Origin of the sequence: Rahnella perminowiae (assembly GCF_019049755.1) — a bacterium.
In the GTDB taxonomy this organism is placed as follows: Bacteria; Pseudomonadota; Gammaproteobacteria; order Enterobacterales; family Enterobacteriaceae; genus Rahnella; species Rahnella perminowiae.
Window position 1 is genome coordinate 1 of the sequence record NZ_JAFMOS010000526.1, and the last position, 14,913, is coordinate 14,913.

At 51.0% G+C, this 14,913-nt stretch carries 14 protein-coding genes; 11 read left to right on the forward strand and 3 right to left on the reverse strand.

The genetic code is table 11. From position 1 onward, the window contains the following. Positions 1–189: 189 nt before the first annotated feature. The 8 genes from J1785_RS11785 to J1785_RS11820 all read left to right on the forward strand — a co-directional run bounded on the left by J1785_RS11785 (position 190) and on the right by J1785_RS11820 (position 9,207). Positions 190–1,032, forward strand: a complete 843-nt coding sequence (locus tag J1785_RS11785; RefSeq protein WP_129953573.1) for an SDR family NAD(P)-dependent oxidoreductase — start codon at positions 190–192, stop codon at positions 1,030–1,032. Between the two features lie 158 nt (positions 1,033–1,190). After that, on the forward strand, positions 1,191–2,480 hold the full coding sequence (locus J1785_RS11790) for a pyridoxal phosphate-dependent decarboxylase family protein (protein WP_217219470.1): 1,290 nt from the start codon (positions 1,191–1,193) through the stop codon (positions 2,478–2,480). An 87-nt stretch (positions 2,481–2,567) separates the two neighbouring features. Further along, positions 2,568–3,362 carry a cyclase family protein gene (locus J1785_RS11795; RefSeq protein WP_129953574.1) on the forward strand — a complete coding sequence of 265 codons (795 nt, stop codon included), beginning with the start codon at positions 2,568–2,570 and terminating at the stop codon, positions 3,360–3,362. Between the two features lie 314 nt (positions 3,363–3,676). Next, on the forward strand, positions 3,677–4,408 hold the full coding sequence (locus tag J1785_RS11800) for a tryptophan 2,3-dioxygenase family protein (RefSeq protein WP_129953575.1): 732 nt from the start codon (positions 3,677–3,679) through the stop codon (positions 4,406–4,408). A 266-nt stretch (positions 4,409–4,674) separates the two neighbouring features. After that, positions 4,675–5,469 (forward strand): trehalose-phosphatase, encoded by a 795-nt coding sequence (gene otsB / locus J1785_RS11805; RefSeq protein ID WP_238483193.1) that lies wholly within the window; start codon positions 4,675–4,677, stop codon positions 5,467–5,469. Further along, positions 5,466–6,872, forward strand: coding sequence for an alpha,alpha-trehalose-phosphate synthase (gene otsA / locus J1785_RS11810; RefSeq protein ID WP_129953576.1), 1,407 nt, complete (start codon positions 5,466–5,468; stop codon positions 6,870–6,872). Before otsB ends, otsA begins: the two co-directional genes overlap by 4 nt. 63 nt (positions 6,873–6,935) lie before the next feature. Further along, positions 6,936–8,570, forward strand: a complete 1,635-nt coding sequence (gene treF, locus J1785_RS11815) for an alpha,alpha-trehalase TreF (RefSeq protein ID WP_129953746.1) — start codon at positions 6,936–6,938, stop codon at positions 8,568–8,570. Between the two features lie 238 nt (positions 8,571–8,808). After that, complete coding sequence (locus J1785_RS11820; protein ID WP_217219471.1) at positions 8,809–9,207, forward strand: YybH family protein; 399 nt, start codon at positions 8,809–8,811, stop codon at positions 9,205–9,207. 28 nt (positions 9,208–9,235) lie between these two features. Here the strand turns inward: J1785_RS11820 and J1785_RS11825 are convergent, their stop codons facing one another. Continuing rightward, positions 9,236–9,925 (reverse strand): B3/B4 domain-containing protein, encoded by a 690-nt coding sequence (locus J1785_RS11825; RefSeq protein ID WP_217158530.1) that lies wholly within the window; start codon positions 9,923–9,925, stop codon positions 9,236–9,238. Positions 9,926–10,080: 155 nt separating this feature from the next. Next, positions 10,081–10,707: a TetR/AcrR family transcriptional regulator gene (locus tag J1785_RS11830; RefSeq protein WP_217219472.1), complete on the reverse strand. Its 627-nt coding sequence runs from the start codon at positions 10,705–10,707 to the stop codon at positions 10,081–10,083. 131 nt (positions 10,708–10,838) lie between these two features. Here J1785_RS11830 and J1785_RS11835 point away from each other — a divergent pair, with 131 nt between their 5' ends. Together J1785_RS11835 and J1785_RS11840 are read left to right on the forward strand one after the other, a co-directional pair. Then, entirely contained in the window at positions 10,839–11,504 is a 666-nt protein-coding gene (locus J1785_RS11835; protein WP_129953580.1) for an O-methyltransferase, read from the forward strand. Positions 11,505–11,617: 113 nt separating this feature from the next. After that, a complete protein-coding gene (locus tag J1785_RS11840; protein WP_129953581.1) occupies positions 11,618–11,962 on the forward strand; it encodes a YebG family protein in 345 nt (114 codons plus the stop codon). Positions 11,963–12,021: 59 nt separating this feature from the next. On the opposite strand, the gene J1785_RS11845 is transcribed toward J1785_RS11840, so the two are convergent. Beyond that, entirely contained in the window at positions 12,022–12,357 is a 336-nt protein-coding gene (locus tag J1785_RS11845) for a hypothetical protein (RefSeq protein ID WP_129953582.1), read from the reverse strand. A gap of 290 nt (positions 12,358–12,647) precedes the next feature. Here J1785_RS11845 and fhuE point away from each other — a divergent pair, with 290 nt between their 5' ends. Beyond that, positions 12,648–14,858 carry a ferric-rhodotorulic acid/ferric-coprogen receptor FhuE gene (gene fhuE, locus J1785_RS11850; protein WP_217219473.1) on the forward strand — a complete coding sequence of 737 codons (2,211 nt, stop codon included), beginning with the start codon at positions 12,648–12,650 and terminating at the stop codon, positions 14,856–14,858. The last annotated feature ends 55 nt before the right edge of the window (positions 14,859–14,913 follow it).

A 14,913-nucleotide genomic window follows, 5' to 3' on the forward strand; every position in this document is an offset into this window, starting at 1 on the left:
TTATTAAACTGTAACATAACTACTCAATTGATATTAAAGGGATAGTCAGGTTGTTTTAGAGTCTGATGCCGCGTTAAAAACGCTGAACCCGATAAATCATAATAGTTTCTCAGGTGATAGAGATACAAAACAATAATATCAGGCTTCATTGATTAGAACGGATACTTTATGCTGTGAGGAGTTGAACTGATGAATGCGGAAACGTCAACGCCGGGAAAAAGCCGGAATATTTTAATTACGGGTGGTTCCAGCGGTATTGGTGCTGCAACAGTCCGGGCCTTCGCCAGCAGAGGTGATCAGGTGTGGTTTACCTATCATCGGGGTGAGGATCGGGCGCTTGAACTTATTAACGCCTTGTCTTCCCTTGTTTCTATTCCCCCCCAAGCTTTACCTTACGATCAGGGCAGTTGGGAAAGCCTTTTGCAGCTTGTTGACGCTATTCCCGCAGAAATCGACATCCTTGTAAACAACGCGGCTTTAGGAACCAAAACCGTAGAGCTTGCTGGCATAGAAGAACGGCATCAGCAGGACGCATTATTCACGCAAGTCAACTGTCTGGGGCCACTTTGGCTCACCAGGCAGTTTCTCCCAGGGATGTTGAAACGCGGCTACGGGAAAATCCTCATGCTCTCAAGCGTTGATGGTGGAATAGCAGCCTTTCCGGGGTTTAGGGATACAGACGGCATGACCAAAGCGGCAATCGCCTTCCTGACAAGGCAATGGGCGGCGGAACTTGTTCATGATCCCGTCGAGGTATTTTGTGTTTGTCCCGGGGCTGTTGACACGCCGATGTTCCGTCAAAGCACGCTGGATCCTCTATCGTCTGCATCAGCGGATGAACTTATTGCTCAACTCCCGAAGGGGCGGCTCATACGCCCCGATGAAATCGCCGATATTCTGTGGTGGCTGACGACAGACGCCGCTGTCATCATGCATGGCGCCGTTATTGACGCCTCAATGGGACTCGGTGTGCATCCGGGATGCATTACGATGCGCAACCCGCGGACGACGTTGAAAGAGGGCGTAGCATGATGCACAAGGAGGGATACCACGGCTGGCGGGCAGGTGAGTTCGCTGATGCCGTACTCGCAGTGGCCAAAGTGCTGGACGACTATGTCCAGGACTCCCAGCAGGGTGAAGTAACCGTATTAAAACAAACTCCACCGCAGAAGCTGATTAATGACTTGAACATGCGCACGTCCATTAAAGCTGGCGGAATGACGGACAGCACATTAGCCGCATTCATTAAGGCGTATCTGGATCAGGGAACGCGGCTCCACCATCCCGGTTATATGTCTCACCAATGCGCGGTTCCCGATATCGGTTCCGCCATTGCCGACCTGGTGCATGGCGTAAGCAACAATGCCATGTCTTTATTCGAGATGGGCGCCGCCGGGGTAGCGGCCGAACTGGTGGTCACCGAGTGGATGCTCGGAAAAGTGGGCTGGTCCCCCGAAGACTCCGGCGCGATCCTTGTTCATGGCGGTTCGCTGGCGAACCTCACAGCCCTTCTGGTGGCCCGTCATCATATTTTTCCCGATGTATGGCAGCATGGAATGCCGCAAAATGTGATTATTCTCGCGCCGGCAAACGCCCATGTCTCCGTCTCACGGGCGGCTGCCATTCTTGGCCTTGGCAGTCGCGCAGTACACGCACTGCCTTGTGATCGCTTTGGACGCGTTGCCGGTGCGCAGGTTAGCGAGAGCATCAAGGCGCATCATCGTGCTGGCCGCACAGTGATGGCCGTTGTCGCCAATGCCTGCGCAGCACCAACCGGCTTATTCGACCCCCTGGAAGAAATCGCCAGCGCCTGCCATCACGAAGGTATCTGGCTGCATGTCGACGCGGCTCATGGAGGATCTGCCTTACTCGTTCCCGAGTTACGCCACCACCTGCAGGGTATCGCTCAGGCAGATTCAATCACCTGGGATGCGCATAAAATGCTGCGGACCTCAACACTTGCCGCTGCCGTGCTTGTTCGCGCCCGTGCAGACTTAAGCCAGGCATTCCAGCACAATGCCGATTACCTGTTTTTCGACGAACACCGTCCCGGTCCGGATCTGATGCACTACACCATCGAAGGGTCTAAGGCAGAACTTGGTCTTAAGGTCTTTCTTAATCTGGCGCACAGAGGAGAAGCGGGCCTGGCAGAGTATGTCCATAGCCGCCATCGGGCAGCACGCAGGTTCTGGCTAATGATCCTGGCACGAAAAGAGTTTGAGGGACTTTGTGAGCCGGAAAGCAATCTTGTCTGCTTCCGATATGCCGATACACCAGGTCCGGACAGTGACCGGTTACACATCGCTGTGCGCAACGAGCTGATGCAGCAAGGAATCTTTCATCTGGCATCTTCATTTGTTGATAACCGCCGTTGGTGGCGCGCGACTATCATGGCACCTTCAACAGATGCCCCGACGTTAGCCCGTTTGCTGGATACACTTGTGCATACCTATAGAAAACTTTCCCAGACTGCGTTCTGAAATCACTATCCACGATCCGGCTCTGCACTTTGCGGTGTAAAGATCCCTGACATAATGTATTGAGAAAGATTTGGAGGAATATTTCCGATGACCCGAATTGAAATAGTTTATCGTGGACGTACCCATATAATTCACCATCAGGAGTCGATTAAACTCTCTGCGCAGCTCTGTTTTGCAGATAACGCTGTCAATCTTTATGGCATTGCACCGGCTTATGAAGCTCCCTTAAAATATGAGAATAGTCAGGCCAGAGTAACTTCCGGCGGTGCCTGTAACGCTTCGCTTATTAGTTTCGTTCCACATTGTCACGGCACCCATACTGAATGCATCGGTCATATTTTGCCTGAAATACATAACGTAGCTGATCTCAGCATGCCTCTTTTTATGGCTGCCACTTTGATTCACGTTTCGTTAGAACGGGTATCAAAAATGAAAGACCGCTACAACACCCACGCTGAAGATAATGACTGGATTATTACTGAAGAGGCAATTAACCATGCGCTGACCCCGCTAGGTTCAGATTATCTTCAGGCGCTGGTTATTACAACGGATGATAAATCCTGGCTGCCTGACGGCAATGGTGCTCCCTATTTTAGCCATCAGGCAATGGAGAGGGTACTTCAGCTTGGCGTACAACATTTATTTGTGGATATACCTTCTATTGATAAACTGCACGACGGAGGACTGATGGATAACCACCGCTGTTTCTGGGGAATGGCAGACCCCTGCAACCCTATTACTGAACGCAGGCAGGCTTCTGTGACAGAGTTAATTCAATTACCTGAAGGTATATTTCCGGGGCATTATTTTATTTCTCTACAGTTACCGGATTTAACCGGGGATGCGCTGCCCAGCAAACCTCTGCTCTTTCCCTTTTCCTGATTAGCAATAAAACCATGTCTGTATCAGACTATATTAACCCATGATACTGATAAATATTAACCCTTAATCAATGGGTGAATGCTGAAAGATTGCTTTGACGACTGGCGGGATGACCAAAACAGGTAAGCGCGTGGCTCATAAATCCTAAATCATGGTTTGGGCTTAAAACTCGCGGGTAATAAGGTGTGGACGGTGAATGGCATTCAATCCGCAGTCATCAGACGGCAGAAAATCCGGACATAAACTTGCGACTTATCTGCAAGAATCAGACCGTTTGAAGTTATCGCAAGCGGGAAGTATTCATATAATTTATTATGGACTATTCAAGTTATCTTAAATTACATGAGTTATTATCTCTGCAACAACCAAAATCACCTCACAGCGAACAGCGCAATGAGAACCTTTTCATTATTACGCATCAAACCTATGAATTATGGTTTAAGCAATTAATTAATGAAATTCATCATGTCATTAATTTAATCAAAAAAGGAGAAATACCTGAGTCAATCAGCAGCATGATTCGCATAAATACCATCACCCGAACGATGGTAAATCAAATAGCTGTCATCGACACGCTGAAGTTCCATGAGTTTCAGCAATTTCGCGGTTATCTGGGCGGCGCAAGCGGTTTCCAGTCATATCAGTTTGATGCAATTGAAGCGCTTTTAGGAAAGGCAAACAGCAAAAAACTTCAACAATATGAACATGACGATGTGATACAAGAAAGATTAGCGGCAATTCTTCTGCCAGCCTCATTATGGGAAGTTGTACGTACACAACTCCTCGGCTCAGGCGAGTTAAACAAAGAAGAGAAGGATATCTTCCGGGATATTTTAGAGCAGTATTCTTGCGAAGCCCTGTTACTAAACCAGCTGTTAGACCTGGATTCGCTGCTACAAGAATGGCGCTATCGTCATGCGAAACTCGTTGAACGCACTATAGGTCAGTCGCAAGGTACAGGCGGTTCCGCAGGTTTAAACTATTTAAAATCCACGCTCTTCACACCTATATTTGCACAGCTTTGGGCAGCCATTAACTCACCTTAATTACGGCAGTGACGGCACTGCTGAGGATATAACGCCGGCAAACTGGCCGCGGGCAGACAGGATAAAAACTAACCGCAACCGTTTAGAAAGCAATCAATATTCAACCTGTTCTCTTTTATCGTTAAAACCCGCCAGCAGGGTGTAGATTAATCTGATTTTTCCTGCGCTTACCTGACGAAGAGTTATATTTATCTATTGGAAAATTACTTCAGAGGTGTTCAGTGCATTGACGCGCTGTGTCGTAACTTGCAAACAGGAGAGCTATTTTGACCACAGAAATTCAGGAAAATCACACCGAAACACCGCTTCTTCCGATATTGGACAGTCGTCAATACGCCTACTTTTTCGACGTCGATGGCACCCTCGCCGAGATATGTGACGAGCCTGATGCCGTCACGATCCCCGCTGATGTTCGTGCCCACCTGCAAACGCTGTTTGCGGCATCTTCAGGTGCGCTGGCACTGGTGTCGGGACGTCCGGTGGAGCAGCTTGATCAGCTGGTCAGTCCTCTGGAACTTCCCGCAGCGGGTGTTCACGGCGCAGAAATGCGCGACGGCAGCGGCAGGATGCACCGCGTCACCTTACCCCGCCACGTGGCAGAAGAGGTGCAACAAACTCTTGAAGCGGGAATGAACGCGCTGCCGGGTACGTTACTCGAAATCAAAGGCATGGCTTTTGCATTGCATTATCGTCAGGCAATGCTGCATCAGCAGCAGGTATTAGCCCTGGCGGAATCCGTCGTAGCAAAATTCCCTGAGCTGGTACTTCAGCCCGGTAAATGCGTTCTTGAGATTAAACCTCGCGGAAAAGATAAGGGCGCTGCGATTTATACGTTCATGCAACAGACACCCTTTTCCGGACGTATTCCGGTATTCGTAGGCGATGATCTGACCGATGAAAAAGGGTTCGAAGTGGTTAACGCCATGCGGGGGATCACGGTGAAAGTTGGCGAAGGTTCAAGTCTCGCGCAGTATCGTGTCAAAACCGTTCACGACGTTTACCGGTGGATTGAGGCGTTACAACGTCACACATTAACATTTAAGAAGGAGTCCGAATTATGAGTCGCCTGGTTGTTGTCTCTAACCGAATTGCCATTCCTGACGGTTCAAAATCCGCTGGCGGGCTGGCCGTGGGCATTCTGGATGCGCTGAAAAATACTTCAGGTCTCTGGTTTGGCTGGAATGGTGAGATAAGTGAAATATCGGGCGAAGAAGAGGATGACCTGCATCTGATGGAAGATAACGGCATTACTTACGCTTCGGTTCCGCTTAATCAAAACGATTACGATCTGTATTACTGTCAGTTTTCAAATGCCGTACTTTGGCCGGCGCTTCACTATCGTATCGATCTGGTGGATTTCCAGCGCGAGGCGTGGGACGGTTACTGCCGGGTCAATAATATGCTGGCGAAAAGATTGCAGCCGCTCATCAAAGCGGATGATATCTTGTGGATCCATGATTATCATTTACTGCCGTTCGCTGCCGCGCTGCGTAAACTCGGCGTAAAAAACCGTATTGGTTTCTTCCTGCACATTCCGTTCCCGACCCCGGAAATCTTTAATGCCGTGCCAACACACGATGAATTGCTCGAAATGATGTGCGAGTATGATTTGCTGGGCTTCCAGACCGAAGGTGACCGTATGGCGTTTCTGGATAATCTCAAATCGCTGGCTGATATTGAAGATTGCGATACACATCAGCACCGGGCGTTTGGCAAAACCTTTGCTACCGGCGTATATCCGATCAGCATTGCACCGGAAAGCATAAAGGAAATGGCCGAGGGCCCGCTGCCACCCAAAATGGCGGCGATGGAACGCGAACTACGCGAATCGAAAAATATTATTTCCTGTGAGCGTCTCGATTACACCAAAGGGTTGCCGGAGCGCTTTCTCGCCTTTGAGGCATTGCTGGAAAAATTCCCGCAGCATCGCGGTAAAGTGCGCTATTCGCAAATTGCCCCGACCTCGCGCGGTGACGTGCAAGCCTATCAGGAACTGCGTCATCAGCTGGAAACCGAAGTGGGGCGCATCAACGGTAAATATGGTGGTATCAACCAGACGCCGCTGTTTTACCTCAACCAGCATTTCCAGCGCAGCCTGCTCATGAAATTGTTCCGCCTGACGGATGTCGGGCTGGTGACGCCGCTGCGAGATGGCATGAATCTGGTGGCAAAAGAGTATGTCGCCGCGCAGGATCCAAAAGACCCCGGCGTTCTTGTTTTGTCACAATTTGCCGGTGCAGCAAATGAACTTACATCGGCACTGATCGTCAACCCTTATGACCGGGATGATGTGGCAGCGGCGCTGGATAAAGCACTGACCATGCCGCTGGAAGAACGGCTTGAACGCTATAACGACATGATGGCGGTGCTGCGTAAGAATGACATTGCGAACTGGGGCGAAAGCTATTTACGCGATTTATACGCCATCACACCGCATAGTGAAAAACACAGCGCCGTCGTGTGAATTTTATAAGCAAGAGGCTTGCAGCATATGCAAAATGCAAATTACCAGACGAACCAAAACGCAATGTTTGACAGCGAAAATGCTGAGAGCGAAGAGACTCGTCTGACCGAGCTCGAGCCGATTGAACTGATCCTTGACCGGATGATGGATGCAGAACCGGAACCAGAGATGATCGAAGGCTTGCCGCCTTCCGATGCCTTAACGCCTGCTGACCGTTATCTGGAATTGTTTACCAGCGTGCAATCTTCAGGGCTTTTCGAGGACAGCAAAACCTTCCCGGACTGCCCGCCGAAGATGGATCCGCTGGACATTTTGCTGCGTTATCGCCGGGTAAAGAATCATCCTGGCTTTAACCTGAAACGCTTTGTTGACGCACATTTCTGGCTGCCGGAACACCGCGATGATGAATACGTCTCCGATCCCGGCGATTCGCTGAAAGAACACATCGATAAACTTTGGCCAGTGCTGACGCGCCAGCCGGAAGATCATGTGCCATGGTCTTCACTGATGCCTTTGCCTCAGGCCTATGTGGTTCCCGGCGGACGTTTCAGTGAGACCTATTACTGGGATTCTTACTTTTCGATGTTAGGTCTGGCGGAAAGTGGCCGTAATGATCTCCTGCGCACCATGGCGGACAATTTCGCCTGGATTATTGAGATATACGGCCATATTCCTAACGGTAACCGCACGTATTATCTGAGCCGTTCACAGCCACCGGTGTTCGCGCTGATGGTTGAACTGTTCGAGGAAGACGGTGTACGTGGCGCACGGCGGTATCTCGATCATCTGAAAATGGAATATGAATTCTGGATGGATGGTGCGGACTCTCTCGCGCCGAATCAGGCGTACCGCCATGCAGTTTGCCTGCCGGACGGTACACTGCTTAACCGTTACTGGGATGACAGGGACACCCCGCGCGATGAATCGTGGCGTGAAGACGTCGAAACCGCTAAACATTCAGGCCGGCCAGCCAACGAGGTTTACCGCGATTTGCGTGCGGGGGCGGAATCTGGCTGGGATTATTCATCGCGCTGGTTGCGTGACGGCCACCGTCTCGCCAGTATCCGTACCACGCAATTTATCCCGGTAGATCTGAATGCGTTTATGCATAAACTCGAAAGCGCTATCGCCAATATTTCCGGTTTGAAGGGAGATAAAGTCACCGAAATTTTATTCCGCCGTAAAGCAGAAAACCGGCGTGACGCCATAAACCGTTATCTGTGGGATGACAACGAAGGTTGTTTTCGCGATTACGACTGGCACCGTCAGCAAATGGCGTTGTTCTCCGCTGCCAGCGTCGTGCCGTTGTATGTGGGGCTTGCCAGTCATTACCAGGCTGAACGGCTTTCAGAGGCTGTACGTAAACGTTTATTCACGCCCGGCGGCATCATGGCGACGGAATATGAAACCGGTGAACAATGGGATAAACCCAACGGCTGGGCTCCTCTGCAATGGATGGCAATTCAGGGTTTCAAGCAATACGGCAATGATGCGCTGGGTGATGAAATTGCCCGTAACTGGCTGAAAACGGTGAATCAGTATTACCAGCAACATCATAAACTGATCGAGAAATACCACATCTCAGGGGGCATCCCTCGTGAAGGTGGCGGCGGGGAATATCCGCTGCAGGATGGCTTCGGCTGGACCAATGGTGTCGTGCGGCGGCTCATTGGTCTGTATGGTGAGAATTACGACTGATCCGGTTTTCTTATCACCACTCTGACCCTGTTCCATCAGCCAACGTTCAAACAAACGCCTGGTGTAGCGGGGCCTTCAGCACGCCTGCCGGTATCAGGGCATGCTGAAGGCAGGGATGTTTATTGGCAAAAAATTTGTTATTAATATGTCAGAGACAGACTTCAGCTGCCTGGTCGACATCCTGTTATTTCAGACGGGGATCTCATTATTCTGGAACTCAGCGAAAGGACATTAACGGATGAGTACACACCCGATCCGCCAGGTTATCGAAGCTTGTGACAAAGCCATATCAGACAGAGATTTCGACTCGCTGATGGCGCATTACGCCGTGGATGCGGCGCTGGTGATTAAACCGGGCATGATTGCCCGCGGCAAAAACGATATCCGCAAAGCCTTTATCGCCATCTCGGATTATTTCCAGGATCAACTGGTGGTGAAACAGGGTGAGATGCAGGTGATTGAGGGGGCGCAGGATGCGCTGGTGATCATGGAAACGGTGCTGCACTTCCCCGACGGACAGGGCGGCACAGTGACCACTACCCGTCGTGCCACTTATGTTTTCCGCCATGAACCGGACGGGCGCTGGGTATGTACCATCGATAATTCTTACGGCACCTCGCTGCTGGATCATAAATAAGGCTCCGCAAGGAGCCTTATTTGCATCATCAACCCAGTGTTATCAGCTTCACGTCAGTTTTAACACCTGGCATCAGCTGTTCCAGTCCGTTAATCAGCATATCACCTGCGTCCTGGAGTGCCTGCAAAGGCATGGCGGGCAGGCTTTCGAGGATGAACCACATGTTTTGCGCCTCGCTGTCGAGCCGGGTTCTGATACCCTGACGCCAGTTCCAGCGCCGGCAGGTCACCCCCGTATCATCACGCCAGATAACTTCTCCGGCATCGGGGAATTCAATCACCGGTTCGCCCGCTTTCATGGTGTCAAAAGGCTCGCTGCCATCGGCAAATGTCAGCCTCGGATGGCCGGAATAAGCAGAAATATTTTCGCCACCGACCGGAATGGCATACTGAATGCTCACCGCATTGTAAAGATCGACCACCGGATCGATGGCTGGCATCGTGCCGTCTTTCAGCACGCGTTTTCTGAGGGCATCGGCTGAGCAGGCAGTACGTTTAGGTTTCGCCCCAAAGGCTTTGAAAACCTCGGTCCAGGCGTTCAGATGTTCATCCGCCCAGGGAAAATCATTCTCAACGATAAAACGGCAGGCGCTTTGTAAAGCGGCTTCCGCAATGGCAGGGTTAGTTATCGGCGCGGCCTGCGCAGACACGCTTAATACCCGAAAACCAGGGGCGATTCGCGCAAGTGACGGATCGACTGACGGAGTAACGACGATCATGGAACGGTCCTGTTGTAAAAATCAGACATTTACTATGCCATCCGTCGGCCTGAAACGAAATTAGCGTTTTGGGATCCCCGGTAATTCCTCTGAGAAACGTGCCGTCATGGCATCTCGTTCATAGCCCCGCTTATCCCTCAGAAATTCACGCCTGACTAAACCGCCCCCTGCACATAGGCTGTAAACATGTCCGCCAGCGCATCAGCATAAATTTTGATTTCAGCGGCGGTACGCGGGGTGGCAGAAAAGTCCCGGCCAAAAGCACTGAGTGTGGTTGAAAGCAGATCCCCCGCCAGCTGGCGCTTTTCTTCGGCGACATCCGGCATTACCTCATGCATAAACCGATGAAACACTTCCTCTCCCGCCGCCCGCGCTTCCAGCGCCTCCGGGGCGTCACGATAAAACGGTGCGGCGTCACTGAGCGCGCCACGCATCTGCGCTTCCTCACATTCGGAACGGATAAATTCATGCACCAGAATACGTAAGCGCACGGCAGGGGTCTTTTCTGCGTCCTGAAGAATGCTGCGCAGCATATCACGGGTTCGCCGCCACTCGTCGCTTTGCAGACGAAACAAAATCGCCGCTTTATTGGGAAAGTACTGATACAGCGAACCGATGCTGATTCCGGCTCTTTCAGCGACGCGACCGGTAGTAAAACGGGCGGCGCCTTCCTTCGCTAAAACCTGAGCAGCGGCTTCAAGAATGGTCGCCACCAGCCCGGCTGAGCGGGATTGTTTTGGCTCTTTACGTGAGGAAACCTGCGGGATGCGGCGGTGGGTCATGACGGGCTGAGTCCTCAAAAAAGAATGCGAATAGTGGAGGCAACGAAAACATCGCATAATTTTAAACGCGATGAATCACTCGCATTCTAGTCAGTTATGACACGTTGCTCAATGTTAAACAGGATAATCCTATGACCACAGAAAACACTCTGACCTGCGCACCGATGGCGCCATTACTCGACCGTCTTTTCAATGAAGCCAGCGCTGCAGCCCGTTTCGATTTCACGCAGATACCGGAAGAAGAAACTACGCGCATGATGCACAGCAAAACAGAATATCTGAATTTATATAGTCTGCTGAAACACATGTGGCTGCCGGTATCACGCGAGACAGGCAAACTGCTGTATATGCTGGCGCGAAGTACTAAGGCAACATCGGTGGTGGAATTTGGCATGTCGTTCGGGCTGTCCACGTTGTATCTGGCGGCGGCGTTGCGCGATAACGGCGGCGGTAAGGTCATCACCAGCGAGTTTGAGCCGACAAAAGTGGCAAAGGCACGGGAACATTTTGTGCAGGCTGGCGTGAGCGATTTAGTCGAAATTCGTGTCGGTGACGCGCTGAACACACTGGCCGTTGATCTGCCAGAGACCATCGATTTACTGATTCTCGATGGCGCAAAAGTACTTTATGACGATATTCTGCATTTGCTGGAAAGCCGTTTTCATCCGGGCACGATGATCATCGCCGACAATGCGAGCTACAACCAGAACTATCTTACCCATGTGCGTTCGGCGGAGAACGGTTATCTTTCTGTACCATTCAGTGATGATGTCGAGCTTTCAGTCAGGCTGCGCTGATCAGACACCCGGGCAGAGCGATCCAGGCTCAGCACTATAAAAAACAGGCCGGATGATGTATCCTTCACTGATTATTGGTATACTGGATATAATTACAGTATAAGGAGCGAATTATGGCTGTTGAAACAAAATTTGTTGTTGTCAGAAAAGGTGAAGAGAAAATGACTTTTGCCAATAAGAAAGAAGCAGATGCATACGACAAAATGCTGGACATGGCAGATGCTTTTACTGAATGGCTGTCACAAAGCAATCTCGACCTGGATGAAACACTCGCGGAAAATATTGCGCTTCACCTTGCTGAACACAAAGATACCGTCCAGCATATTTTGCGCACCAGCAAACTGCCCGAAGAGGGGACAGCGCAGCAGCCCGTCGCACCAGCCGATACCACCGCTGAAGACCGGGCTGTCGCTGAACCTGCCGCGACCAAAAAAGTACGTGCGGTCAAAGCAGCCTGATAGAGAACGTCAACATAATGCGGGAACACATCCCGCATTCTTTTATCCTCTCCCCATCTTTATCCTGCCTGATATCGCTGAAGCAAGGTGTCCTGACATTGCTGTTGTGTTCTGATTTTTTCGCGATCGGTTTTGCTGAGCGATGTCCATGTTTCAATCACCTTATCCGCTTCATCCTCATTAAACTCTGGCTTATTGATCGACGACGGAGACTGAGATTGCGTCGAAATATCTTTGATCTGCTCACGGAAATAATCCGCAGTACCATCAGGTTTATTAAGCGCGGAGCTACAGAGGATATTGATATAGGTCGCGGGAGTATGTTGCGAAGTCGTGTCTTCGGCGACAGCAGAACCCGCGATCAACAGGGTGAGTAACAATGCGATTCGTCTCATAGCGTCTCCTTATGTTGAACACCTTAAGGGTAGAAGACTCCACAACCCGGAAGGGCCGCATGCGGGACAGAATAGTCTGAAATGCATAAGAAACCTCAGAGACATGCATTTCCAACCACTGATTCGTTCACGGATAAAACCTGATTAACATTTTGTTACTTATTAAAACTCATCCACATCGCGACATGGTTAACGTTAATAATTACTATTTACATTCTCATTTAGGCTGTTCGTGTAAAACAATAATAGAAACAGTCTTACACTTATAAAATTTTCTACGGGAATGTGTTATGTCTTTGAATGGCAGGGTGATTTATGCACACCAGTGTGCCGCAGACGCAGGGAGAACTTTTGCGGTTTCATCACTGGCACTGGCGATATTTGTTCTGGTAAATCCGGTACTGGCGGCTGAAAACCTCAGCGGGATAAAAAGCACTGCCAGTACGGATACATTTGGTCAGCAGCAAGATATGGTGATCGAAGGCACGGCGACGCCAACCGGCAGCGACGCACAGGATTACGCCGTCCGAACCACCACCGCAGGCACCAAAATGAACCTGACGCCGCGAGATATTCCGCAATCAGTGAGCGTTATCACTCAACAGCGTATGCAGGATCAGAACCTCCAGTCGGTCGGCGACGTGCTGAATAATACCACCGGCATCTCAACGGAGGTTATTGACAGCGAACGCGTGTCTTATTTTTCCCGCGGTTTTTACATCAACAGTTACACCTACGACGACATTCCGACCTCCGTCAGCGATACCTGGAATTTTGGTGATGCAGCCGAAGACACCGCGATTTATGACCGCATCGAAGTGGTGCGGGGTGCAACCGGCCTGATGACCGGAACGGGTAATCCGTCCGCTTCTGTCAACATGGTGCGTAAACACGCCGACAGCAAAGAATTCACCGGTGAGATTAGCGCCGGTTACGGCAGCTGGAACAAACAGCGTTACGTCCTGGACGCTTCCGGTCCGCTGAATCAGGAAGGCTCGGTGCGCGGACGCGTGGTCGCCGGTTATCAGGATCAGGACAGCTGGCTGGATCGCTATCACAAGCGCAAAAAATTCTTCTACGGCGTGGTGGATGCAGATGTGACCGATAACACCACCGTGTCGCTCGGTTACGATTATCAGGAAAATAATACCGCTAACCCGACGTGGGGCGGCCTGCCAACCTGGTATACCGACGGTTCGCGCACCCATTATGACCGCAGCACGAATACTTCCGCAGACTGGACGAATTACGCCATCCAGTCGCGCAAAGTATTTGCTAACGTGAAGCATGACTTTGATAACGGCTGGACATTGCGCGTTAATGGCACACACGGCGAGCAAACGTTTAACGATAAATTGCTCTATCTCATGAATTTCCCGGATCACACTACAGGCACCGGCCTCAGTGGTTTTGGCAGCAAAGACCGTGGCACCCGCAAAGTGGACTCCATCGACACTTATGCCACCGGGCCGTTTGAATGGTTTGGCCGTCAGCATCAGATGGTGGCGGGTATCAGCTACAGCCGGCAGCATAACCAGACTTACAGCGCAGACGGTTCCCTCGATAGTGACACCATTGGCAGTTTCGGCAACAGCTGGGACGGGCGTGTCAGTGAACCGGAGTGGGGAGACTGGTATCTGAATGCGGACGATGTGATCCGCCAGAAAGCGGGTTACTTCGCAACGCGCTTCTCACTGGCGGATCCGCTTTCGTTGATCGTCGGCGCGCGCTATACCCGGTGGAGCACCAACGGCAGCAGCGGCAGTATGAACAAAAACAACATCACTCCGTATGGCGGGCTGGTGTATGACATTAACGATACCTGGTCGGCGTATGCCAGTTACACGTCCATCTTCCAGCCACAGACTGACCGCGATATTAACGGTCATTACCTGTCACCAACGACCGGGAAAAACTACGAAACCGGGCTTAAATCTGCGTGGATAGACGGTCGTCTGACCGCCACGATGGCAGTATTCCGTATCGAACAGGATAACGTGGCGCAGGAAGACGGCAGCAGATACGTTAACGGTTCGAGCGAACAGGCTTATGTTGCGGTCAATGGCACCGTCAGCAAAGGTGCTGAATTTGAGCTAAACGGCGCGGTGACCGACAACCTGCAAATGACCTTCGGTGCGACGCGTTATGTGGCGAAAGACGAAACCGGCAGCCGTCTCAACAGCAATATGCCGCAGACCCAGCTGAAATTATTCAGCCGCTACCAGGTGCCGGCGATGCCGGATCTGACTGTCGGCGGTGGTGTAAACTGGCAAAACCGCACTTTCCAGAATGCAACCGGACCGGACGGCGAAACCCGTCGCGTATCACAGGGCAGTATGGCACGGGTGGATTTGTTCACGCGTTATCAGGTAACAAAACAGCTGTCCGTACAGGCCAACATCAACAACCTGTTTGACCGCACATATTATTCATGGCTCAGCGATTACGCCGTTTACGGTGAACCGCGCAATCTTTCGGTCAGCGCAAATTACACGTTCTGAAGTGAAGATTTAATGCACAACACAGCAAAGCCCCGTCTGTATTTTCAGGCGGGGC